This window comes from Methylobacterium sp. Leaf361 (assembly GCF_001424445.1).
In the GTDB taxonomy this organism is placed as follows: Bacteria; Pseudomonadota; Alphaproteobacteria; order Rhizobiales; family Beijerinckiaceae; genus Methylobacterium.
The window spans coordinates 299,120-319,711 of sequence record NZ_LMPY01000023.1; the positions used below are offsets into that span (position 1 = coordinate 299,120).

Consider the following 20,592-nt stretch of genomic DNA (forward strand, 5'->3'; position numbering starts at 1 on the left):
TCAGGCGCCGGTGTCCGGCTTCAGGCCGGCCGCCGCGATCCCCGCCACGGCGCAGATCTCGTCGTTGTCGGAGGTGTCCCCGGAGATGCCGACCGCGCCGAGAAGGCGTCCCTCGCCGGAGCGGATCAGCACGCCGCCCGGCACCGGCACGAGGGCGTCGGGCCCGGCGAGGTGCGTCACGGCGGCGACGAAATAGGGCTGCTGCTCCGCCCGCGCGTGGATCGCCCGGGAGCCGAGGCCCAGCGCCAGGGCACCGTTGGCCTTGCCGCTCGCGATCTCGGCCCGGCGCAGGGACGTGCCGTCCTCGACCGCGACCGCCTTCAGCGCGCCGCGAGCATCGTAGACGACGACGGCGAGGGGCTTGAGGTTGCGGGCGCGTGCCTCCCGCAGGGCGGTGTCGACGACGGTGCGGGCGGCCTCGAGGGTCAGGTCGATCATCGGATTCCAACACGGACGCCGCTCCGGGCGGCGTCTCCATCCTTACGGACGGGGGCGCGCCGGGTCCACCGACGCGGATCGCTGCGGCCTCCGACACACGACCTCGTCGGTCTGCGGCCGGCGCGAGCTCGACCCGCCGGTCTGCGAGCGCCTGCGCGCCGGTGTCCCGCGAGCCCGCTAACGGATCACGCCGGTCGCGCGGCCGGCAGGCGGATGATGCTCGCCAGGAACGCGTCGTAGCCGGCCGCCACCGCCTCCGGCCGCTCGAAATGCGGGAACGCGCCGGTCGGCAGGGTGTCGACGCGCCAGTTGGGCCGGTCGGCGACGCGCGGCACCAGCCGGTAGTCGACGAAGTCGCCGCGCTCCCCGTGCACCATCCAGACCGGGAGGCGCAGGCGCTCGTAGAGGCGGGTCGCGTCGGTGGGGAACAGGTGGCCCGCGATGAAGCAGAACGGGGCGTGCTCGGCGCCGGGCTGGTGAGCCGAGGCGTGATCGTATGCGAGCAGACCCTCGTCGATCTCGGAGGAACCGAAGGTCTTCTCAAGGAAGAACCGCATGCTCGGCAGCGTGACCAGCACGTCGAAGAGCGGCCGGCCGAGCGGAGGGCGGTCGAGGACGCGGAGCAGCCAGTCGCGGCCGCGATGGCCGTCCGGCGGACCCTCCCCGGAGAGCCGGGCGTCGAACCCCGTCGGGCTGATCAGCGCGAGGCTGCGATAGGCGTCGGACCGCTCCAGGCTCGCCCGCGCCAGGAACGAGCACGAGAGCGACAGGGCGAGGGCGTCGATCGCCCAGCCGCCGTGCCGGCTCCGGACCTCGTCGACCGCCGCGTGGATCGCCTCCACCATCAGGCGCGGCGTGTAGCGGCGGCGCGAGCGCTCCGAGAAGCCGAACCCCGGGAGTTCCAGGGCGTAGACCGGGCGCGTGCCGCGGTAGCGCAGGTACAGCGGCCGGATCTCGTAGGCGTTGGCCGCCGCGTTGATCGAGTGGATCAGCAGGAGCGGCACGCCCTCGGCCTCAGCGGAGCCGTAGAGCGACAGCGCGCCGGCGCGGCGGGTTCGGATCCGCTCGTGGCGGCCCGGCAGGGCAGGCGGCAGGGTCATCCGCCGGTCCACGGCCAGCGCGCTCCAGCCGACCAGCGCCGCCGCCGAGCCGGCGAGCGTCAGGGCCGCCGCGGTCGCGGCGCGACCGGTGCGATGGCGGGACACGGAACTCATCGGAACACCTCGACGTCCTTCCCGCGGCGGCGGGCCGTGGCCGACAACGCCGGGCCCGCGGGGAAGTGCCCTTCCGGACGCTACGAGGCGTGGCCGGCGAGGCTGCCGGCATTCACCGCCGGGGCCCGGCTCGCCGGCCGCGCCGGCGCGTCGCCCCGGCCCGCGGCCTCGCGCAGGAAATCCACCGTCGGCGCGTCGTTGAGCCAGCCCTGGACGCGCTGCGAGATCAGGAGCTTCCGCTCGCGCCGGTCGTAGTTCGCGTAGGAGGCGGCGACGAATTCGGGCCGGCTCATCGTGCGCGCGGGGCCGGACCGGCGCGTCTCCGCCTTGAAGAACAGGGCGCTGCCGGGCACGCCGTAATGCTGGGCGATCTCCGGATAGACCGGCCAGCTGCCCTGGCCACCGAGATCGTCCGGGAGGAACGCGTCGAGGTCGCATTCCTCGAAGGGCACGCCGGCCCGGGTCAGCAGGCCGCGGGCGAGGTCGGCCACCACGTAGAGCTTCGTGTGGTTGATCGAGTGCATGAAGCAGCCCCGACGCGCCCAGCGCGTGAGGTGCGTGTCGAGATCGTACCCGGCCTGGACGCCGAGGCCGCGCAGGTACGCGACCGACTCGTCCCAGAGATTGAAGTATCCGAGGCGCTCGAAGACCGGCTCGGAGAACAGCCGCAGCGCCTGCGCCTGCGAGAAGCCCGACAGGTAGGCAAACAGCGTGATCGCCGAGTGCGAGTGCCCCATCGGCCCCGAGATCAGGCCGTTGAGCGTGACGTGATCCTGAACGCCCACGTGGACGAGGTCGGGATGGTAGGCGCTGAACACGATGGTCGGGATCAGGCGGACCTTCGGGTGCGTCCGAAGCGTGTCGATCGAGCCGCCGCCCTTGAACTTGGGCAGGTAGATGCTGGTGAAGACGTGGTCGTACCCGTCCGCGTGCGCCATCAGGTCGGCGAGCCGCGGGAACCGGCGGGACGCCGTGAACGCCGAGACGAAATCGACCTGCGCGTGCGGCAGCAGGTAGCGCATCGTCTTGGCGATGGATCCGGCCTGACAGACGCCGATCACGAGGATGCGCGGCGAGCCGGTCCGCTTTTTCCCGAACTGCGCGAGCCGGTGCCGCGCGCGCCAGAGGCTATCGACGGTCAACATCCGGCCTCTCTCGCATGTCCGCAGGCCGCGGGCAAACACCGCACCCGTGCGGATCTCGCGGGCCGGGACCGCCGATCGCGCCCATCGGGAGGAGCCCCCTCGCGGTGCCGACCGTCGGACGGACTGCGCGACCCGCGCGGCGGAACCGCGGCTCACGGCGACGCGCGCCGCCTGTGGATCGCCCGGGCTCGGAGGGACGCGCTCGTCGATCTCCGATTATTCGGAGCACCGCCCGCCATTTCTGAGAAGAGCGGAAGCAACGCGTACAGCGGACCGCCGAATTCCGACGATCTCGCCCAGATATACGGGCCATGAAAGTCTGTCACGGAGACGATTCAACTTGCGCGCCGTTGACAGAGTCAAGTCGTTGGATACAAATCCGATTCAACGAAGCATGAAGCTCGCGGACTGGGCGCTCGCGGTCATGAGGACCGGCAGGCCCCCGATGACCGAGGTGGATCCCCTCTCTCGCCGTGACTCCGCGTCAGCGGCCGCTCCGACGGGCGCGGGGCGCTTCCGACCGACCTGCCTGGACAACGGGCCACGGTCCGAGCCGCTCGGACGGCGCAGCCGCGGCATGCCCGCGGTGGCGCCCCTCCGCATCGCCGCGACGGTCGTCGATCCACGCCCGCATGGCCGTCGGCAACCGGTCGATGCGCGGGCGACGGCGCTGCGCGGGTCGGAGGCCGGGTTCCGCATCGGGTCGAAAGCTGGAGACTGCGCGATGGATTACGTACCTCCGATGGCCGCGATCGCGGCGGCCGCACAGAAGGCGCCGCCCGGCGAGGCGACCGTGCTTACCCCGGCGCGCGATTTGAATCCCGTCGCGGCGCCGGATCCGCGGTCGATCTACACGCTCACGCCGGAGGCGGCCGGGGCCGTCTTCGCGCTCGTCGAGAACCGCATCCAGGTGATCGACGCCGCGCTCGACGTGACCGACCGGCGGGGCACGCAGGTCGCTGCCGCGGCGATGGCGACGGCCACGGCGACGACCCCGGTCGTGTCGCCGGAGACGACGAAGACGATCGGCGCCGCCAATCGCAACTGGAGCGAGGATGTCCGGTTGGATCACAGCCCGTCCCGACTCGTCGGCGCCGACACGGTCGTGGCGTACGACAGCCCGCGGGTCACGGCGGCCTGGAGCCTGGCCTTTCCGGACGTGCCCGGCCGGCGGTTCCGGGCCGTGCAATTGCCGGGTCCGAGCCTCCGCTCCGTCCTGCACGACGCGGAGGCCGGGTTGGACGACACGGGGAGCGACATCTACCTGCTCTGCAACAGCGCGCATTTCGAGACGATCCGCCAAGCCCACCCGCGCACTCACATCAACTGGATCAACGTCGACAACGACGAGATCGTCGTCGTCTGGCGGAAGCCGTCCGAGGAGGGCTAGGGACGCTCCCGACCGGATCGGGACGGCCGGGATCGCGACCGGACCAGGGCTACCCCGCCCGGACGAACGGGAGCCCGGCGGGACCGCCCGGTCAGAGCGTCGGCAGCACCGCGCGCAGGTGGGCGGCGAAGGCGCGGGTCAGCGGCGCGGCGTGCGCCTCGTCCAGGCGGATCGTCAGGCCTATCCGCGGCAGCGCGGGCAGGCCGCTGCCGCGGCTCAGGATGCGCAGGTCGGGCGGGACCGCGGCCCGGGTGAGGACCGCGACCGCCTGGGCGGAGCGCGCCACCGCCAGCAGCCCGGACAGGCTGCCGCTCGCGTAGGCGATCCGGTACGCGCGCCCGCCCGCGTCGAGGGCGGCCCGCGCCGCCCGGTGGTCCAGCGTGTCGGGGTCGCCGAGCGCGAGCGGCAACGGGTCGGGCCACGGCGCGGCGGCGCCGCGCGGCGCCACCCAGACGAGGTCCTCGCGCCGCAGGATCTCCCGCCCGGCCGCCAGCGGGACCGAGACGAGGGCCAGATCGAGCCCGCCGCGGGCGAGCCGCTCCTCCAGACGGGGCGTCGCGCCGCAGACCACCTCGATCGCCGCGTCGGGATGCAGGTGCGCGAAGCCGCGCAGCAGGGTGGGGAGGAAGGCCTGCGCGTAATCGTCCGGGCAGCCGAACCTGAGCGTGCCGTTGAGGCGGCCGCCGGACAGTTCCGCCACCGCGTCGTCGTGCGAGGCCAGGATCCGGCGCGCGTGGACGAGGAGCCGCTCGCCCTGCACCGTGAGCACCACCCCGCGCCCGGTCCGGCGCAGCAGCGGCTGCGCGACCAGATCCTCCAGCCGCTTCATCTGCATGCTGAGGGCGGCCTGGCTGCGCCCGACCCGCTCCGCGGCCCGGCTCAGCGCGCCCGTCTCCGCCACCGTGGCGAAGCTGCGCAGGAGGTCGATGTCGAGGCTCTGGGCCATCAGGATCGCTGAACCCTCGGTTCAGAACTATAAGCTTCTCTGGGGTTGCGGGCGGTCCTAGCATGGCGGGGCCTGCCACGGGACCCGGATCGATGACGACGCGGAACGACGACCCCGACTTCTGGACGCGCGCGCGCCGGCACCTCGTGCGCTACGGCGGCGCCTTCGCGCCGGTCATCATCGAGCGGGCGGAGGGCAGCTTCGTCTACGACGCGGACGGCCGGAAGATCCTCGACTTCACCTCCGGCCAGATGAGCGCGATCCTGGGTCACGGACATCCCGAGATCGCCGCCGTCGTCGCCGACCACGTCGGGCGCCTGGATCACCTGTTCAGCGGCATGCTGAGCCGGCCGGTGGTCGACCTCGCGACCGCGCTGGCCGGCCTCGCCCCCGGCGGGCTGGAGCGCGCGCTTCTCCTGACCACCGGCGCCGAGGCCAACGAGGCCGCCCTGCGCATGGCCAAGCTCGCCACAGGCGGCTGGGAGATCGTGAGCTTCGCGCAGTCGTGGCACGGCATGACGGCGGGCGCCGCTTCGGCCACCTACAGCGCCGGCCGCAAGGGCTACGGCCCGGCCCCGGTCGGATCCTTCGCGATTCCCGCCCCGAACGCCTACCGCCCGACCTTCGCGCGGGACGGGGCTGCCGACTGGCAGACCGAGCTCGACTACGCCTTCGCGCTGGTGGACCGGCAGTCGACCGGCAATCTCGCCGCGTTCCTGGCGGAGCCGATCCTCAGCTCCGGCGGCATCCTCGAACTCCCGCCCGGCTACCTCGCGGCGCTGAAGCGCAAATGCACCGAGCGGGGCATGCTGCTGATCCTCGACGAGGCCCAGACGGGCATCGGCCGCACCGGCCTGATGTTCGCCTGCGAGCGCGACGGGGTGGTGCCCGACATCCTCACCCTCTCGAAGACCCTGGGCGCCGGCCTGCCCCTCGCGGCGGTCCTGACCACGCCGGAGATCGAGGATCTCTGCCACGCCCGCGGCTTCCTGTTCTACACCACGCACGTCTCCGACCCGCTTCCCGCCGCGGTCGGCCTCAAGGTGCTGGAGATCGTCCGGCGCGACGGCCTGGTCGGCCGGGCCGAGGCGGCCGGCGCGCGGCTCGCGGCGCGGCTGCGGGCGCTGCAGCAGCGCTTCACCTGCATCGGCGACGTGCGCGGGCGCGGCCTTCTGCAGGGCATGGAGATCGTGGCCGACCGGGACACGAAGGTGCCGGCCCCGGAGCTGGGCGACGCGATCACGCGGCGCTGCCTCGAGCTCGGCTTGAGCATGAACATCGTGCAGCTGCCCGGCATGGGCGGCGTGTTCCGGATCGCCCCGCCGCTCACGGCCACGGACGCGGAGATCGACCTCGGGGTCGACATCCTGGAGCGGGCGATCGAAGCCTCGGTGTGAGGCGGCCCCGTCAGGCCGCCTCGATCTCCGCGCTGACCGTCAGCCACTCCTCCTCGGCGGCGGCGAGCGCGGTCGCGGCGTCCGACCGCATCTTGGCGATCTCGCCGGCCTTGGCGGCGTTCTCCCGGAAGGCGGACCCGTCCTCCAGGGCGGCGTCGATCTTCTGGATCGCCGCGGTCAGCTTGGCCATCCGCGCCTCGATCGCCTCCAGCCGCTTGCGCAGGGGCGCGAGGGCCGCGCGGCGCTCGACGCCGGCGCGGCGCGCCTCGGCCTTCTGGCCGCCGGACGGCTCGGTCTCGCGCTCGGCCTCGCGCTCGGGCCCCGACAGGACGAAGCGCCGGTAATCGTCCATGTCGCCGTCGAAGGTCTTCACCGTGCCGTCCGCGACCAGCCAGAGCCGGTCGGCGCAGGCCTCGACGAGGAACCGGTCGTGCGAGACGAGGATGACGGCGCCCTCGTAGTCGTTGATCGCCTCCACGAGGGCCTGCCGGCTCTCGATGTCGAGGTGATTGGTCGGCTCGTCGAGGATCAGGAGGTGCGGGCCGTGGAAGGCGGCGAGCCCCATGAGCAGCCGCGCCTTCTCGCCGCCCGACAGCTTCTCGACCGGCGTGTCGGCCTTGTTGGCGCCGAATCCGAGCCGCGCCGTCGCGCCGCGGACCTTCGCCTCGGGGACATCCGGCATCAGGGTCCGGACATGCGCGTAGGCGCTCTCGGCGGGGCGCAGCTCGTCGAGCTGGTGCTGGGCGAAGTAGGCGACCTCCATCTTGGAGGAGCGCTTCACCTCGCCGGCGACCGGCCCGAGCCGGCCGCCGATCAGCTTGCAGAAGGTCGACTTGCCGTTTCCGTTCGCGCCCAGCAGCGCGACCCGGTCGTCCGGCGCGAGGCTGAGGTCGAGGCCGGTCAGGACGATCCGGTCCCCGTAGCCGGCCTTGACGCGCTCCATGGCGACGATCGGCGGCGACAGCGGCTTCTCCGGGCTCGGCAGGTGGATCACCGGCACGTCGTCCTCGAGGAGCGCGGCGATCGGCTCCATCTTGGCGAGCCGCTTCATCCGCGACTGGGCCTGCCGCGCCTTGGTGGCCTTGGCCTTGAAGCGGTCGATGAAGCTCTGCAGGTGCGCGCGCTCGGCATCCTGCTTGGCCTTCGCCTTGGCCTGGAGAACGCGCTTCTCCGAGAGCTGCTTGGCGAAGCTGGTGTAGCCGCCGCGGTAGATCGCCAGCTTGCCGCGGTCGAGGTGCAGGATGTGGTCGACGCTGGTGTCGAGCAGGTCGCGGTCGTGGCTGATGATGATCGCGGTGCGCGGGTAGCGTTCCAGGTAATCGTACAGCCAGAGCGTGCCCTCGATGTCGAGGTAGTTGGTCGGCTCGTCGAGGAGCAGCAGGTCCGGCTCCGAGAAAAGGACGGCGGCGAGCGCCACGCGCATCCGCCAGCCGCCGGAGAAGTCCGCGCAGGGCCGCGCCTGGGCGGCCGCGTCGAAGCCCAGCCCGTGCAGGATCGCGGCGGCCCGGGCCGGCGCCGAGTGGGCGCCGATATCCACGAGCCGCGTCTCGATCTCGGCCCGGCGCAGCCCGTCGGCGTGCTCGGCCTCCGCCATCAGGCGGGCGCGCTCCGTGTCGGCGGCCAGCACGACGGCGTGCAGCGTCTCCGGTCCGGCGGGCGCCTCCTGGGCGACGGCGCCGATCCGCATGCCCTTGGGCAGCGCCACCGATTTCGCGTCGACCGGGAGGTCGCCGAGAATGGCCTTGAACAGGGTGGTCTTGCCGGCCCCGTTGCGCCCGACGAGCCCGACGCGGGCGCCTTCCGGGATCGTGAAGCTCGCGGAATCGAGTATCAGACGGTCGCCGATGCGGTAGGTGAGGTCGTTGACGCGCAGCATGCCGGCGTTCTGGCGGTCCGGACGCCGCGAGGCAAGCGCCGCCGTCGCGCGGGCAGGCCGGCATCCCCGTGTCGCCCTCCGACACAACGCGACGCCTATTTTAAGCTTGAAACATCAGCTTCGGCTGTCGGATTTTTAACGGAATGCCGTCAAACCTGTGGCGAGTGCTGCGCAAATAGACGCTGATAGGGCGTTCATCGGCTCTAGAACGTCGTCACGTGAGCCGGAAAAGCGCCCGGGCGGGGGCGAGCCACAGGGGGGAATCTTGGGCCAGACCCTGATCCTGACCGACGATGTCGAGCGCGCCGAGAGGCTCGCGCGCAATCTCGGCGTCGTCACGCCCGTTGTGCTGCACGACCTCTACGGCGACGCCGTCCCGCCGCGGGGGGCGGGGCTGATCATCAGCGACGTCAGCGCGCTGACCTCCGAATCCGTGCGCCGGCTGCGCCAGGCGCTGTCCACCGCGCGCGGGCCCGGCATCCCGTTCCTGGCCCTGATCCACGGCAACCTCGGCCGCGGCGAGATCCAGGCCACCGCCCTCGGCGCGACACGCGCGATGCCGGCCGCCGCGGTCAGCGCCATGCTGCTGAACGCGGTCGCGACCCTGATCGGCACCGCCAAGGCCCCGCCGCAGACCGGCAACTGGCAGGAGCAGGTGAACGAGGCCCGCTCGGCTTTCGTCAGCCTGTTCCGCGCCGATCAGGCGCCCCCGGCCGCGCTGGTCGAGAACGGCGCCGACTTGGTCAACCAGGCGATCCGCGAGGCCAAGGTGCGCGAATGGCTCAGGGTCGTGGCGAGCTTCGACGACGTCACGCACCGCCACTGCCTGAGCGTGGCCGGGATCGCGGCCGAGTTCGCGCGCGTCCTGGGGCTCAACGAGGCGGATTCCCGCTACCTCGTCAAAGGCGCGCTGCTCCACGACATCGGGAAGGCCAAGATCCCCCTCGCGATCCTGAACAAGCCCGCGCCGCTGACGCCGACAGAGCGCGCCGAGATGGCTCGCCACCCGGCGCTCGGACACGAGATGCTGCTCACGGGCGACTACGACGCGCTGACCCTGTCGGTGGTCCGCTCGCACCACGAGTATCTCGACGGGTCGGGCTATCCGGACGGGCTGCGCGGGCAGCAGATCCCCGACCTCGTCCGCCTGATCACCATCGCCGACATCTTCGCCGCGCTGATCGAGGCGCGCCCCTACAAGGCGCCGAAGGCCCCGCGCGAGGCCTACGCCATCCTTGAGTCGATGAGGGCGAAGCTCGATGCGGACCTCGTCCGCGCCTTCGGAGCGGTCGCGGTCGCCTGCGAGACGCCCCGCCGCGCCTCCGCCTGAACCCGACCCTCAGACGAGTTCCCAGGCCTTGCCGTCCCGCATCAGGGCGGTGACGAGGGCGTGGTTCAGCTCGTGCCCCGTGTGGAACGCCGAGATCCGGCCCTCGACCGGGTGGCCCGCCAGCGCGAGGTCGCCGACGAGGTCGAGGATGCGGTGGCGAACCGGCTCGCCGGGGACGCGCATCCCGCCCAGCACGTGCCCGCGCACCAGCAGCGCTGCCGAGCGGGGTGAGACGCCCTGCAGGAAGTCGTTCCGCATCAGGTAGCCGTAGGCGCGGCCCGCCATGGCCCGCGCGTAGCGCCCGAAGCTGCGCGCCGGCGCGATCTCCCGCTCGAAGGATTCCGGCGTGATCGCGCCCGACCAGTCGATCGATCCGAAATGCGCCAGCGCGACGTGGCCGGCGATGTGCAGGCCCGGGCCCGGCTCGATCTCGAGGCGGCGCCGCCCGTTCTCGACCGCCACCGTGCGCAGCAGGCGGATCACCCGGCAGGGCAGGCTCTGCTCGCGCCGGCCCGCGATCCGTATCGCCTCACACCAGGGCGTCGCGCTCCCGTCGAAGATCGGCAACTCGTCGGCGTCGATCTCGGCCAGCACGTTGTCGATCCGCAGCGCGCTGAGCGAGGCCATCAGGTGCTCGATCGTGCGCACGAGGACGCCGTCGCGTCGCAGCGCCGAGGAGAGCGGCTGCGATTCCCGGTAGTGCCAGTGGGCGGGCACGTCGACCGCCCGTCCGTCCCTCAGGTGGCGGCGGAAGACGATGCCGTGGCCGGCCGGGGCGGGGCTGACGCGGACCGTGGCGTGCCGCCCGGAATGGAGGCTGCGGCCCGAACGCTCGAAGGGGCGCGCGAGTGTCGCCTGCTGGCGGGGACCGGTGGAGGATGTCGAGCGCGGGAAAGGTACGTCTTGATGCATCGATACTGCCCGCCTCGGCGGGCCAGGAATTTAGCCCTGATACCTGATCCACGCTAATAAACTCCTGTTCATCGGGACGCGGCTTGACCGCCCCGCCCGCGACCGTCACGATTGCGACGCCCGATCGATCCAGCACCGCCCCGGCGGGGCGCGGCTTCACTGTGCGGGCTGCTCCCGTCCCCAGATCTGCTGGCCGGCCCCCGTCAGGGCAGGGACGGAGGCCGGAGTTGAGGGAACACGATCGATGGCGCGGTTGGGGACAATACCTTTCTTCAAGGATCCCGGCATCGAGCTCAGCCCCTACGAGCCCCGCTGCCACTGGCGCCGCTTCGACGAGAACGAGGTCCTCGTCGACTTCGACGATATCTCCACCGACGTGTACTTCATCGCCTCCGGCGAGGTCCGCATCCTGAACCGGACCCAGTCCGGCAAGGAAGTCATCCTGGGCGAGATGCGGGGCGGGGCCTTCTTCGGCGAGCTCGCCGCCATCGACGGGATCGGCCGCTCGGCCAACGTCACGGCGCTGACCCGCGGCGAGGTCTGCGTGGTGCCGGCGCCGGTCTTCCGGCAGATCGTGTTCGCCTCCGAGGCGATCGCCGACCGGCTGTTCCGGCTCCTGGCCAAGCGCGTGCGCGAGCTGAACACGCGGCTCATGGAACACGCCCTGCTCGACCTGAAGCACCGGCTCTACGCCGAGCTGCTCCGCCTCTCCGTGCCCCGGGCCGGCACGGCGGGCGAGCGGGTGGTCTCGCCGCCGCCCTACCACCACGTCCTCGCCGCGCGGATCGGCTGCCGCCGCGAGCAGGTGACCCGGGAGTTCACCGCGATGGCGGCGGAGGGACTGGTCGACCGCACCCGCGGCGCCCTGGTCCTGCGCCGGCCGGACCTCCTGGAAGCGCGCGTGGCCGAGGCGCTGCGCGAGGATTCCTGATCCGTTGTCCGAGGGGCCGGCGCCGCGCCTGCGACTGGAGGAGCTGACCAAGCGCTTCGGCACCCATCGGGCTGTCGACGCCGTGTCCCTCGACCTCGAGGCGGGGGAGTTCTTCTGCCTGCTCGGCCCGTCCGGATGCGGCAAGAGCACACTCCTGCGCATGATCGCGGGCTTCGAGAGCCCGACCTCGGGACGGATCCTGCTGGGCGCGCAGGACCTGACCGCGCTGCCGCCCCACCGGCGGCCGGTCAACATGATGTTCCAGTCCTACGCCCTGTTCCCGCACATGAGCGTGGCCGGCAATATCGGCTACGGACTGAAGGGCCTCGGCCGTTCCGCCTCGGCGGAGCGCGTGTCGGAACTGCTCAAGCTCGTGCGCCTGGACGGGTTCGGCGACCGTCGACCGGAGACTCTCTCGGGCGGCCAGCGCCAGCGGGTCGCCCTGGCCCGGGCGCTCGCCCGGGAGCCGAAGCTGCTGCTGCTCGACGAGCCGCTCGGCGCGCTCGACCGCGGCCTGCGCGAGGAGACCCAGGGCGAGCTGCGCGCGGTCCAGCGCCGCCTCGGCACCGCCTTCGTCGTCGTCACGCACGATCCCGAGGAGGCGATGATGCTCGCCGACCGGATCGGCGTCATGGAGGCGGGCCGCCTGATCCAGGTCGGGCCGCCGGCCGATCTCTACCGGCGCCCGGCGAGCCGCTTCGTCGCCAGCCTGCTCGGCGACGTGAACCTCATCCCCGGCCGTGTCGGCGCCGGAGGCGCCGACACGGTCCGCACGGTCGAGACCGCGCACGGTCCCGTGCGGGGCGTCGCGGAGGCCGCGCTCGCGGAAGGGGCCGCGGTCGTGGTGGCGGTGCGACCCGAGGACGTGGTGCTGGGCGCGGAAGGGCTGCCGGTGGTCGTCGCCGACGCCGTGTTCCTGGGCGACCGGGTGCGCCGGACGCTGCGCCTGCCCGACGGCGCCACGCTGCGGGCGAGCGGGCGGCCCGCGGAGGCCGCCGCGGCGCCGGGCTCGGACGCACGGGCCAGCTTCCCCGCCGACGTCGCCGTGATCCTGCCGGCATGAGGGCCGCCGGAGCGGAGGCCGACCGCGCGACCGGGCGAACGGAGGCCGGGTCCGCGCGCGTCCGCAAGCGCGGCCGGCTGTTCGACCGTCTGGCGCGCCTGCCGCCCTTCCTGTGGCTGGCGGCGTTCTTTCTGCTGCCCTTCGTCATCACCCTGAAGATCAGCCTCTCGGAGCCGGCGACGGCGATCCCGCCCTACCTGCCGCTGCTCGACTGGCGCGGCGGGCTCGACGGCTGGTCGGCCTTCCTCGAGGCCCTGAACTTCGACAATTACCGCACGCTCGCCGCCGACCCCCTCTACCGCGACGCCGCCCTGGGCTCCCTGACCTACGCGGGCGTCGCCAGCCTGATCCTCGTCGCCCTCGGGACGCCGCTCGCCTACGCCCTGGCGCAAGCGCCGTCCCGCTGGCAGCCGCTCCTCGTGGCGCTGGTGATCGTGCCGTTCTGGACGAGCTTCCTGATCCGGATCTACGCCTGGATCGCGATCCTGAAGCCCGAGGGGCTGCTCAATCTCGCCCTGCGCCGGCTCGGCCTGATCGACGCGCCGCTGACGATCCTCAACACCGACGCGGCGGTGATCGTCGGTCTCGTCTACGCCTACCTGCCCTTCATGGTGCTGCCGCTCTACGCGGTGATGAACCGCCTCGATCCGACCCTGCGCGAGGCCGCGGCGGATCTCGGCGCCTCGCCGAGCCGGGTGTTCTGGACCGTGACCGTGCCGCACAGCCTGCCCGGGATCGCGGCCGGCACGGGGCTCTGCTTCATCCCGATGGTCGGCGAATTCGTGATCCCGGACCTGCTCGGCGGGTCGGAGACGCTGATGCTCGGCCGGGTGCTCTGGAGCGAGTTCTTCTCGAACCGCGACTGGCCGCTGGCCGCGGCGGTCGCCGTGCTGATCCTCGCCATCGTCATCGGACCGGTGGTCCTGTTCCGGGACAGCCTGCGCGCGGGCGAGGGCGAGGCGCCGTGACCTGGGTGACCCGCACCGCCCTGGTGGCCGGCCTGGGCTTCCTCTACGGGCCGATCGCGGTGCTGATCGTGTACTCGTTCAACGCCTCGCCGATGGTGACGGTCTGGGGCGGGTTCTCGACCCGCTGGTACGGCGCCCTGCTCGCCGACGCGCCGCTCCTGTCGGCCGCCTGGGTCTCCCTGAAGGTCGCTTTCCTCGCGAGCCTGCTCGCCACGATCCTGGGGACGCTGGCCGCGCTCGCCCTGGAGCGGCAGGGGCGCTTCCGCGGTCGCGCCCTGTTCACGGGTCTCGTCTTCGGGCCGATCGTGATGCCGGAGGTGATGATCGGGCTGTCGCTCCTGCTCATGTTCATCGGGATCGGGCTGGACCGCGGCCTCCTGACGATCGTCATCGCGCACACGACCTTCTGCACCGGCTTCGTGGCGGTGGTGGTCGGCGCGCGCCTGCGCGGCCTCGACCGGTCCCTCGAGGAGGCCGCGGCCGATCTCGGGGCGGCGCCGGCGCGCGTGCTGATGACCGTGACGCTGCCGCTGCTCGCGCCCGCCCTCGCGGCCGGCGCGCTCCTCGCCTTCACCCTGTCGCTCGACGACCTGGTGATCGCGAGCTTCGTCTCCGGCCCGGGCTCCACCACCCTGCCGATGCGGCTCTACAGCCAGGTCCGCCTCGGCGTGAATCCGGAGATCAACGCGGCCTCGACCCTCCTCGTCGGGCTGGTGAGCGTCGCGGTGCTGCTGGCGTCCTGGCTGACCGCCCGCCGCGGACAGGGCTAAGCGGCGTCACTCCGCGGCCTGCGCGGCGGTCGCGCCCCCGCGCACCGTCTGCGCCACGGCGACCGTCACGACGACGTTCACCACCAGCGCCACGATGCCGACATTCACGTCCTGGAGCGGTCCCAGGACCGGCAGCTTCGCCAGGCTGAACCCGGAGAGGACGGTCGCCGCCACGGTGGCCACGCCCGCCACGATGCCGGCGATGGCGGCGCGGCGGTCGAGGGGATTGCGGCGCATCAGGCTGGTGATGAAGCAGGGGAAGAGCTGCGTCACGAAGTTGTAGCCCATGAGCAGGAGCTGCACGATCGTGTCGCCGCCCGACAGGGTGAAGCCGACGCAGACCAGCGCCAGCACCGGAACGAGGATCTTGCACAGCCGCGCGGTCGCGGCGTCGTCCATGCCGGGGCGCAGCGGCCGGACGAGGTTGTTCGCGACCAGCGTGACGCCGGCGATCAGGATCATGGAGCCCGGGACGAGGGCGGTCAGCACCCCCGTGGCGCCGATCAGCCCGATGACCCAGGGCGGGAAGGTCGCGAGGGCGAGCTTGAACAGCGAGAGGTCGACGTCGGGCCCCGTGAGGCCCGGCACCTGCATCACGGCGGTGAAGCCGATCACGAACACGAACAGGTTGATCAGCTGGTAGATCGGCAGGATCACGGCGTTGCGGCGGAAGGCACCGGGCTCCCGCGCCGTGTAGAGCGACGCGAAGGTGTGGGGCCACATGTAGCCGCCGAGCGCGGTCAGCAGGACCGTGGTGGTGAACCAGGTCGGGCTCTGGCCGCGGTCGGGCAGGGCCAGGAAGCCGGGCTTCGCCGCCTCGATCGCCGTGAACAGGCCCTCGTAGCCGCCGTAATAGTGGACCGGCAGGTAGATCCCGAGGAAGACCACCACGAGCAGGATGCTGGTGTCCTTGATCACGGCCGTCCAGGCGGAGCCGTGCACGCCCGACACCACGACGTAGGCGGTGAGCGCGGCCGCGCCGATCCAGACCGCGGTCGTCGACGAGATCGCGCCGTAGGACGCCGTCGAGACGATGATCCCGAGGCCCTTGAACTGCAGCACGAGGTAGGGGACGAGGGCGACGATCCCCACGAGCGCCACCAGCATGCCGAGCGCGCGGCTGCCGTACTTGCGCGCGAAGAAGTCGGGCTGCGTGTAGAGGTTGTGCAGCTTGGCGTAGCGCCAGACCGGGGGCAGCAGCCAGTACGAGGTGACGTAGGCGAGCGTCAGGTAGCAGAGGATGTAGTAGGCGGGGCCGCCCTTGCCGTAGGCGATGCCGGAGCCGCCGAGGAACGTGAAGGTCGTGTAGATCTCCCCGGCCATCAGCAGGAAGACCAGGGCGGTGCCGAAGCCGCGGCCGCCGACGGTCCACTGCTCCAGCCCCATCTCGCGGCCGACCCGCGCGTAGAGGCCGAGCCCGATCGCCAGCGCGAAGCCGGCGGCCACGATAACGAGCGCGATGCTCATCGGGGATCCTCCGGCGCGCGGTTCTGGGGGTCGGTCAGGTAGATCACCCCCATCACGGCCGAGGTTCCGATCACGCAGAACACCAGCCAGGCGAGGAGCAGCGGCAAGCCGAACACGAAGGGCTCGACCCGGTTCAGGAAGAACGGGCCGACCAGGATACCGAGGAAGGGAAGGGCGGCCAGCCACCGCAGATTTCGCATGCGCGATACCGTTCAGAAGGCCCCGATATCGCGGGTTGAATCAGTCACGGACCGCTGTCAACGCCGCGATTGCCCAACGGCGCTCATCCCGATCACGTCTGCGTGCTGTGCGCTCGCGCACGCGGCCGCGCTCCGGGCGCGCATATCCTCAGCCCAGCGTCGCGCCGTCCGACACGGCGGCCGCCGAAGGATTTCACGATGACCCGCACTCTGACCATCGCGGCGCTGGCCGCGCTCCTCGCCGTTCCGGCGGTCCAGGCGGAGGCCCGCCCGCGGCACACCCCCGCCAAGGCGCAGCCCAGCGCCGCGATCAAGGCGCGCCAGACCGTCCTGAACGATTTCAATGCGCGGATGAGCCGCCTGGACGCGCTCATGGGTACCCCGAGCAGGTCGTCGGTCCGCGCGCGCTCGGCCGAGGCCGGCCGCTAGGAAACGTGACCCGCCGGCCGCCCGGACCGGCGCGTCGACTCAGCGGCCCAGGCCGCCCGCCTCCTCCACGAAACGCGCCACCGCGTCCGCGCCCGCGCCCTCGCGCAGGGACGCGAACACGTACGGCCGGGTGCCGCGCATCCGCTGCGTGTCGGATTCCATCACCGACAGGTCGGCGCCGACGAGCGGCGCGAGATCCGTCTTGTTGACGATCAGCAGGTCGGACCGGGTGATGCCCGGACCGCCCTTGCGGGGGATCTTCTCGCCGCCGGCGACGTCGATCACGTAGAGCGTGATGTCGGCGAGTTCCGGCGAGAACGTCGCCGCGAGGTTGTCGCCGCCGGACTCGATCAGCACGAGGTCGAGCTTCGGGAAGCGCCGGCTCATCTCGGCGACGGCGGCGAGATTGATCGAGGCATCCTCCCGGATCGCCGTGTGCGGGCATCCCCCGGTCTCGACGCCGAGGATGCGCTCCTCCGGCAGGGCGCCCGCGACGGTGAGGATCCGCGCGTCCTCCTTCGTGTAGATGTCGTTGGTGATGGCGCAGATCTCGTAGCGGTCGCGGAAGCGCTTGCAGAGCTGCTCCATCAGGGCGGTCTTGCCGGAACCGACAGGTCCGCCGATGCCGACGCGGAGGGGGCCGTTCGTGGAGGTCATGCTACGGGCTCAGGATCGGAAGATGCGGGAATACTGGGTCTCATGGCGGAAGGAGCCGAGATCCAGGCGGAAAGTGGCGGCACCGAGGGCGTCGAGATCCGCCGCGGCGGCCGCCTCGGCGAGCCCGGCGAGGCGCGGCGCGAGGGCTGCCACGACCCGCGTGCCGGCGGCCTGACCCACGGGCGCCGCCCGGAGGGCCGCGGAGACGAGGTTCTGCAGGAAGGCGAGGCCGTAGGCGGCGAGCACGGCCCCCGGATTCATGCCGTGCGCGCCGGCCGCGAGGCCGACGGCGACCGGGTAGGCGACCGGCCCCGGCAGATTGCCGGCCAGGGCGTCGAGGGCGTCGCAGGGCCACGCGCCGCGCGTCGCGTCGAGGAAGCTGCGGCCCTGCTGGCTCGTCTCCAGGTGCAGCTCCCGCGACGGCGCCAGGGCCAGGGCGAGGTCGTTGACGGCGACCAGCGCGGCGCCGTCCGCGGACAGCGCCGCCGCGTGGGCGTGGGCGGCCAGGATCAGGTCGTTGCGCAGGGCGCCGCGGTCGCAGACGTCCCGGAGCCACGCGGTCAGGCTCGCCTCGTCGCGGACGTCGCCCGCCTCGACCGCCCATTCGAGCCCGTGCGAGTAGGCGTAGGCCCCGACCGGGTAGCCGGGCGACAGCCACGCCATCAGGCGCAACGCCTCCACGGCCTCAGCCCGCGGCATGGTGGTGCTGGTGGCCGCCATGCGGGTGGTCGTGCCCGTGACCGTGGCCATGATCCCCGGAATAGGCGCCGCCCTCGGGCCGGAACGGGCGCACCACCGGCTCGGCGGTGCCGCCGAGGCCCCGGACCATCTCGGCGAGGACGTGGTCGTGCGCGATCCAGACCGCGTCCGGGCCGATCTCGGCGGCGATGTGCCGGTTGCCGATGTGCCAGATCAGGCGCTTGAGGGCGTGATCGCTGGGAGCCCGGATCTCGAGCAGGCGCTCCGGCGCGGCCTCGACCCAGACGAGGCGCCCGTCCTGGAGGACGAGGGCGTCGCCGTCCTCCAGCACGGTCGGCTCCGAGAGATCCAGCAGGAAGCCCAGCCCCCCGGCGCCGCGCATGGCGACGCGGCGGCGGTGGCGGTCGCCGTGATCGAGGACGACGCGGTCGACGATCTCGCCACCCGACAGGGCGTCGCGGCGGAGGATGCGGGTGGCGCGGATCATGGTCGACGGTTCGGGTGGGGTTCTCGGGCGCGGTCAGACAACGTCCGTCTCCGGCGTGCCCGGATAGAAGCCGAGCTCACGGATCTGCTCGATCACGTAGGGACAGGATTTCGGAAAGACGGATCCGGGCAAGCCCGTCTCGCTCGCGGCCCCGAGGACAGCGACGGAATAGGCCTTCGCGAGCACCGCGCCCGGCCAGGACTGGAGGCTGGGGCTCACGTCGATCAGGTCATCGATCCGGATGCGCTGCTCGAGGATGGTCGCGCGCCAGCCGTACTTCCGCTTCTCCGGCTGGAATTCCCACTTCAGCAGGTGCAGAAGCAGGATGGCGAGACGGCTCCGGATCTCGGCTTTCTGGGATCCGCCCAAGCTCTCGATCTCCTCGGCGACGTTGGCGCGGTCCAGATCGGGCCAGCGCCCGGCCCGGAGCAGGGCCGCCTGCTCCTCGGTCCAGAGGCAGAGATCGGTCGTGTAGAGGTCGTCCCTCGCCGGAAACTGGGCGGTCTTCGTCATCGCGGCTCTCCTGCCACCGAGCCCATCCTACCTCAGAACAGGAAGTAGCGCTGCGCCATCGGCAGCACCTCGGCCGGCTCGCAGACCAGCAGCTCGCCGTCGGCGCGCACGTCGTAGGTCTCCGGATCGACCTCGATGACCGGCGTGGCGTCGTTCAGCACCATGCTCTTCTTCGAGATGCCGCCGCGGACGTTCTCAACGGCGACCAGCTCCTTCTGCACGCCCAGCCGCTCGCGCAGGCCATCCTCGACCGCCGCCCGGGAGACGAAGGTGAGGGCGGTGGCGAAGGGCACCCGTCCGTAGGCGCCGAACATCGGCCGGTAATGGACCGGCTGCGGCGTCGGGATCGAGGCGTTCGGGTCGCCCATGGGCGCGGCCGCGATGCTGCCGCCCTTCAGCACGAGGTCGGGCTTCACGCCGAAGAAGGCCGGACTCCACAGCACGAGGTCGGCGAGCTTGCCGGCCTCGACCGAGCCGATATGCCGGGAGATGCCGTGCGCGATGGCCGGGTTGATCGTGTACTTGGCGACGTAGCGGCGCGCCCGCAGGTTGTCGGTGCCGGACGCGTCGCCCGGCAGGGCGCCCCGCTGGCGCTTCATCTTGTCGGCGGTCTGCCACGTGCGGATGATGACCTCGCCGACCCGGCCCATCGCCTGGCTGTCGGAGGACATCATCGAGAGCGCGCCAATGTCGTGCAGGATGTCCTCGGCCGCGATGGTCTCGCGCCGGATCCGGCTCTCCGCGAAGGCGAGATCCTCGGGAATCGACGGGTCGAGGTGGTGGCACACCATGAGCATGTCGAGATGCTCGTCGATCGTGTTCCACGTGTAGGGCCGCGTCGGATTGGTGGACGACGGGAGCACGTTCGGCAGCCCGGCCACCTTGATGATGTCCGGCGCGTGGCCGCCGCCCGCGCCCTCAGTGTGGAAGGCGTGGATGGTCCGGCCCTTGAACGCCGCGATCGTGTCCTCGACGAAGCCCGATTCGTTGAGCGTGTCGGTGTGGATCATGACCTGGATGTCGTGGGCGTCCGCCACCGACAGGCAGGTATCGATCGCCGCGGGCGTGGTGCCCCAGTCCTCGTGCAGCTTCAGCGCGCAGGCACCCGCCCGCACCATCTCGACGAGGCTCTCCGGACGGGACGCGTTGCCCTTCCCGGCGAAGGCGAGGTTCATCGGGAAGGAATCTGCCGCCTCGATCATCCGGGCGATGTGCCAGGGGCCCGGCGTGCAGGTGGTGGCGAAGGTTCCGTGCGCCGGGCCGGTGCCGCCGCCGAGCATCGTGGTGACGCCCGAGCAGAGCGCCTCCTCGATCTGCTGCGGGCAGATGAAGTGGATGTGGCTGTCGAAGCCGCCCGCCGTCAGGATCTTGCCCTCGCCGGCGATGACCTCGGTGCCAGGCCCGACCACGATGTCGACCCCGGGCTGCACGTCCGGGTTGCCGGCCTTGCCGAGCCGGAAGATCCGGCCGCGCACGATGCCGACATCGCACTTCACGATGCCCCAGTGGTCGAGGACCACCGCGTTGGTGATCACCGTGTCGACGGCGCCGTCGGCGTTGGTGGCCTGGCTCTGGCCCATGCCGTCGCGGATGACCTTGCCGCCGCCGAACTTCACCTCCTCGCCGTAGGTGGTGAAGTCGCGCTCGACCGTGATCTCCAGGCTCGTGTCCGCTAGCCTGATGCGGTCGCCGACGGTCGGGCCGAACATGTCGGCGTAGGCCGAGCGCGGCAGGCTGGCGGGCTTGGGCGTGTTGGCCAT

21 protein-coding genes are annotated in these 20,592 nt (G+C 71.9%); 8 read left to right on the forward strand and 13 right to left on the reverse strand.

Annotated features, from left to right (window positions below; genetic code table 11):
• The 3 genes from ASG32_RS17290 to ASG32_RS17300 form a co-directional block, all read right to left on the reverse strand.
• Complete coding sequence (locus ASG32_RS17290) at positions 1-438, reverse strand: heme-binding protein (protein WP_056528495.1); 438 nt, start codon at positions 436-438, stop codon at positions 1-3.
• A gap of 185 nt (positions 439-623) precedes the next feature.
• Positions 624-1,652: an alpha/beta hydrolase gene (locus ASG32_RS17295; RefSeq protein ID WP_056528498.1), complete on the reverse strand. Its 1,029-nt coding sequence runs from the start codon at positions 1,650-1,652 to the stop codon at positions 624-626.
• A gap of 80 nt (positions 1,653-1,732) precedes the next feature.
• On the reverse strand, positions 1,733-2,797 hold the full coding sequence (locus ASG32_RS17300; protein WP_020091925.1) for a WcbI family polysaccharide biosynthesis putative acetyltransferase: 1,065 nt from the start codon (positions 2,795-2,797) through the stop codon (positions 1,733-1,735).
• 724 nt (positions 2,798-3,521) lie between these two features.
• Between ASG32_RS17300 and ASG32_RS17310 the strand changes: the two genes are divergently transcribed.
• Positions 3,522-4,187 carry a hypothetical protein gene (locus ASG32_RS17310; protein WP_244492014.1) on the forward strand — a complete coding sequence of 222 codons (666 nt, stop codon included), beginning with the start codon at positions 3,522-3,524 and terminating at the stop codon, positions 4,185-4,187.
• A 91-nt stretch (positions 4,188-4,278) separates the two neighbouring features.
• Here ASG32_RS17310 and ASG32_RS17315 read toward each other — a convergent pair whose 3' ends face one another.
• Complete coding sequence (locus ASG32_RS17315; RefSeq protein ID WP_056528504.1) at positions 4,279-5,133, reverse strand: LysR substrate-binding domain-containing protein; 855 nt, start codon at positions 5,131-5,133, stop codon at positions 4,279-4,281.
• 92 nt (positions 5,134-5,225) lie between these two features.
• Here ASG32_RS17315 and ASG32_RS17320 point away from each other — a divergent pair, with 92 nt between their 5' ends.
• Positions 5,226-6,530 (forward strand): aspartate aminotransferase family protein, encoded by a 1,305-nt coding sequence (locus ASG32_RS17320; RefSeq protein WP_056528507.1) that lies wholly within the window; start codon positions 5,226-5,228, stop codon positions 6,528-6,530.
• 10 nt (positions 6,531-6,540) lie between these two features.
• On the opposite strand, the gene ASG32_RS17325 is transcribed toward ASG32_RS17320, so the two are convergent.
• On the reverse strand, positions 6,541-8,406 hold the full coding sequence (locus ASG32_RS17325) for an ABC-F family ATP-binding cassette domain-containing protein (RefSeq protein WP_056528509.1): 1,866 nt from the start codon (positions 8,404-8,406) through the stop codon (positions 6,541-6,543).
• Positions 8,407-8,671: 265 nt separating this feature from the next.
• Between ASG32_RS17325 and ASG32_RS17330 the strand changes: the two genes are divergently transcribed.
• On the forward strand, positions 8,672-9,736 hold the full coding sequence (locus ASG32_RS17330; RefSeq protein WP_056528512.1) for an HD domain-containing phosphohydrolase: 1,065 nt from the start codon (positions 8,672-8,674) through the stop codon (positions 9,734-9,736).
• Positions 9,737-9,745: 9 nt separating this feature from the next.
• Here the strand turns inward: ASG32_RS17330 and ASG32_RS17335 are convergent, their stop codons facing one another.
• Positions 9,746-10,648 carry a UDP-3-O-acyl N-acetylglycosamine deacetylase gene (locus ASG32_RS17335; RefSeq protein ID WP_056528515.1) on the reverse strand — a complete coding sequence of 301 codons (903 nt, stop codon included), beginning with the start codon at positions 10,646-10,648 and terminating at the stop codon, positions 9,746-9,748.
• Positions 10,649-10,892: 244 nt separating this feature from the next.
• On the opposite strand from ASG32_RS17335, the gene ASG32_RS17340 reads away from it, so the two are divergent.
• Genes ASG32_RS17340 through ASG32_RS17355 form a run of 4 tightly spaced genes read left to right on the forward strand, consistent with a single transcriptional unit; the run spans position 10,893 to position 14,380 of the window.
• Positions 10,893-11,579, forward strand: coding sequence for a Crp/Fnr family transcriptional regulator (locus ASG32_RS17340; RefSeq protein WP_026604752.1), 687 nt, complete (start codon positions 10,893-10,895; stop codon positions 11,577-11,579).
• A 4-nt stretch (positions 11,580-11,583) separates the two neighbouring features.
• On the forward strand, positions 11,584-12,642 hold the full coding sequence (locus ASG32_RS17345) for an ABC transporter ATP-binding protein (protein ID WP_082557923.1): 1,059 nt from the start codon (positions 11,584-11,586) through the stop codon (positions 12,640-12,642).
• Complete coding sequence (locus tag ASG32_RS17350; protein ID WP_056528519.1) at positions 12,639-13,610, forward strand: ABC transporter permease subunit; 972 nt, start codon at positions 12,639-12,641, stop codon at positions 13,608-13,610. Before ASG32_RS17345 ends, ASG32_RS17350 begins: the two co-directional genes overlap by 4 nt.
• A complete protein-coding gene (locus ASG32_RS17355) occupies positions 13,607-14,380 on the forward strand; it encodes an ABC transporter permease subunit (protein WP_056528522.1) in 774 nt (257 codons plus the stop codon). The genes ASG32_RS17350 and ASG32_RS17355 overlap by 4 nt, the downstream gene beginning before the upstream one ends.
• Positions 14,381-14,386: 6 nt before the next feature.
• Here the strand turns inward: ASG32_RS17355 and ASG32_RS17360 are convergent, their stop codons facing one another.
• Together ASG32_RS17360 and ASG32_RS17365 are read right to left on the reverse strand one after the other, a co-directional pair.
• A complete protein-coding gene (locus tag ASG32_RS17360) occupies positions 14,387-15,847 on the reverse strand; it encodes a sodium:solute symporter (protein WP_056528525.1) in 1,461 nt (486 codons plus the stop codon).
• Positions 15,844-16,047: a DUF3311 domain-containing protein gene (locus tag ASG32_RS17365; protein WP_056528530.1), complete on the reverse strand. Its 204-nt coding sequence runs from the start codon at positions 16,045-16,047 to the stop codon at positions 15,844-15,846. The genes ASG32_RS17360 and ASG32_RS17365 overlap by 4 nt, the downstream gene beginning before the upstream one ends.
• 198 nt (positions 16,048-16,245) lie before the next feature.
• Between ASG32_RS17365 and ASG32_RS17370 the strand changes: the two genes are divergently transcribed.
• Positions 16,246-16,476, forward strand: a complete 231-nt coding sequence (locus tag ASG32_RS17370; protein ID WP_056528533.1) for a hypothetical protein — start codon at positions 16,246-16,248, stop codon at positions 16,474-16,476.
• Between the two features lie 39 nt (positions 16,477-16,515).
• Here ASG32_RS17370 and ureG read toward each other — a convergent pair whose 3' ends face one another.
• From ureG to ureC, 5 genes are read right to left on the reverse strand one after another with little or no spacing between them, the layout of a single operon-like run.
• Complete coding sequence (ureG, locus tag ASG32_RS17375; RefSeq protein WP_020091939.1) at positions 16,516-17,133, reverse strand: urease accessory protein UreG; 618 nt, start codon at positions 17,131-17,133, stop codon at positions 16,516-16,518.
• Between the two features lie 9 nt (positions 17,134-17,142).
• The gene (locus tag ASG32_RS17380; protein WP_056528536.1) at positions 17,143-17,853 is read right to left on the reverse strand and encodes an urease accessory UreF family protein; all 711 of its coding nucleotides are present in this window, start codon (positions 17,851-17,853) and stop codon (positions 17,143-17,145) included.
• Positions 17,819-18,319 (reverse strand): urease accessory protein UreE, encoded by a 501-nt coding sequence (locus ASG32_RS17385; RefSeq protein ID WP_056528538.1) that lies wholly within the window; start codon positions 18,317-18,319, stop codon positions 17,819-17,821. The genes ASG32_RS17380 and ASG32_RS17385 overlap by 35 nt, the downstream gene beginning before the upstream one ends.
• Positions 18,320-18,352: 33 nt before the next feature.
• Positions 18,353-18,832, reverse strand: coding sequence for a DUF29 domain-containing protein (locus ASG32_RS17390; protein WP_056528540.1), 480 nt, complete (start codon positions 18,830-18,832; stop codon positions 18,353-18,355).
• Positions 18,833-18,864: 32 nt separating this feature from the next.
• On the reverse strand, positions 18,865-20,592 hold the full coding sequence (gene ureC / locus ASG32_RS17395; RefSeq protein WP_056528543.1) for an urease subunit alpha: 1,728 nt from the start codon (positions 20,590-20,592) through the stop codon (positions 18,865-18,867).

What these genes read in the sequence shown, in the direction of transcription:
- ASG32_RS17290 (WP_056528495.1), bottom strand. Translation starts at nt 438, where the DNA reads ATGATCGACCTGACCCTCGAGGCCGCCCGCACCGTCGTCGACACCGCC.
- ASG32_RS17295 (WP_056528498.1), bottom strand. Translation starts at nt 1,652, where the DNA reads ATGAGTTCCGTGTCCCGCCATCGCACCGGTCGCGCCGCGACCGCGGCG.
- ASG32_RS17300 (WP_020091925.1), bottom strand. Translation starts at nt 2,797, where the DNA reads ATGTTGACCGTCGATAGCCTCTGGCGCGCGCGGCACCGGCTCGCGCAG.
- ASG32_RS17310 (WP_244492014.1), top strand. Translation starts at nt 3,522, where the DNA reads ATGGATTACGTACCTCCGATGGCCGCGATCGCGGCGGCCGCACAGAAG.
- ASG32_RS17315 (WP_056528504.1), bottom strand. Translation starts at nt 5,133, where the DNA reads ATGGCCCAGAGCCTCGACATCGACCTCCTGCGCAGCTTCGCCACGGTG.
- ASG32_RS17320 (WP_056528507.1), top strand. Translation starts at nt 5,226, where the DNA reads ATGACGACGCGGAACGACGACCCCGACTTCTGGACGCGCGCGCGCCGG.
- ASG32_RS17325 (WP_056528509.1), bottom strand. Translation starts at nt 8,406, where the DNA reads ATGCTGCGCGTCAACGACCTCACCTACCGCATCGGCGACCGTCTGATA.
- ASG32_RS17335 (WP_056528515.1), bottom strand. Translation starts at nt 10,648, where the DNA reads ATGCATCAAGACGTACCTTTCCCGCGCTCGACATCCTCCACCGGTCCC.
- ASG32_RS17340 (WP_026604752.1), top strand. Translation starts at nt 10,893, where the DNA reads ATGGCGCGGTTGGGGACAATACCTTTCTTCAAGGATCCCGGCATCGAG.
- ASG32_RS17350 (WP_056528519.1), top strand. Translation starts at nt 12,639, where the DNA reads ATGAGGGCCGCCGGAGCGGAGGCCGACCGCGCGACCGGGCGAACGGAG.
- ASG32_RS17360 (WP_056528525.1), bottom strand. Translation starts at nt 15,847, where the DNA reads ATGAGCATCGCGCTCGTTATCGTGGCCGCCGGCTTCGCGCTGGCGATC.
- ASG32_RS17365 (WP_056528530.1), bottom strand. Translation starts at nt 16,047, where the DNA reads ATGCGAAATCTGCGGTGGCTGGCCGCCCTTCCCTTCCTCGGTATCCTG.
- ASG32_RS17370 (WP_056528533.1), top strand. Translation starts at nt 16,246, where the DNA reads ATGACCCGCACTCTGACCATCGCGGCGCTGGCCGCGCTCCTCGCCGTT.
- ureG (WP_020091939.1), bottom strand. Translation starts at nt 17,133, where the DNA reads ATGACCTCCACGAACGGCCCCCTCCGCGTCGGCATCGGCGGACCTGTC.
- ASG32_RS17380 (WP_056528536.1), bottom strand. Translation starts at nt 17,853, where the DNA reads ATGGCGGCCACCAGCACCACCATGCCGCGGGCTGAGGCCGTGGAGGCG.
- ASG32_RS17385 (WP_056528538.1), bottom strand. Translation starts at nt 18,319, where the DNA reads ATGATCCGCGCCACCCGCATCCTCCGCCGCGACGCCCTGTCGGGTGGC.
- ASG32_RS17390 (WP_056528540.1), bottom strand. Translation starts at nt 18,832, where the DNA reads ATGACGAAGACCGCCCAGTTTCCGGCGAGGGACGACCTCTACACGACC.
- ureC (WP_056528543.1), bottom strand. Translation starts at nt 20,592, where the DNA reads ATGGCCAACACGCCCAAGCCCGCCAGCCTGCCGCGCTCGGCCTACGCC.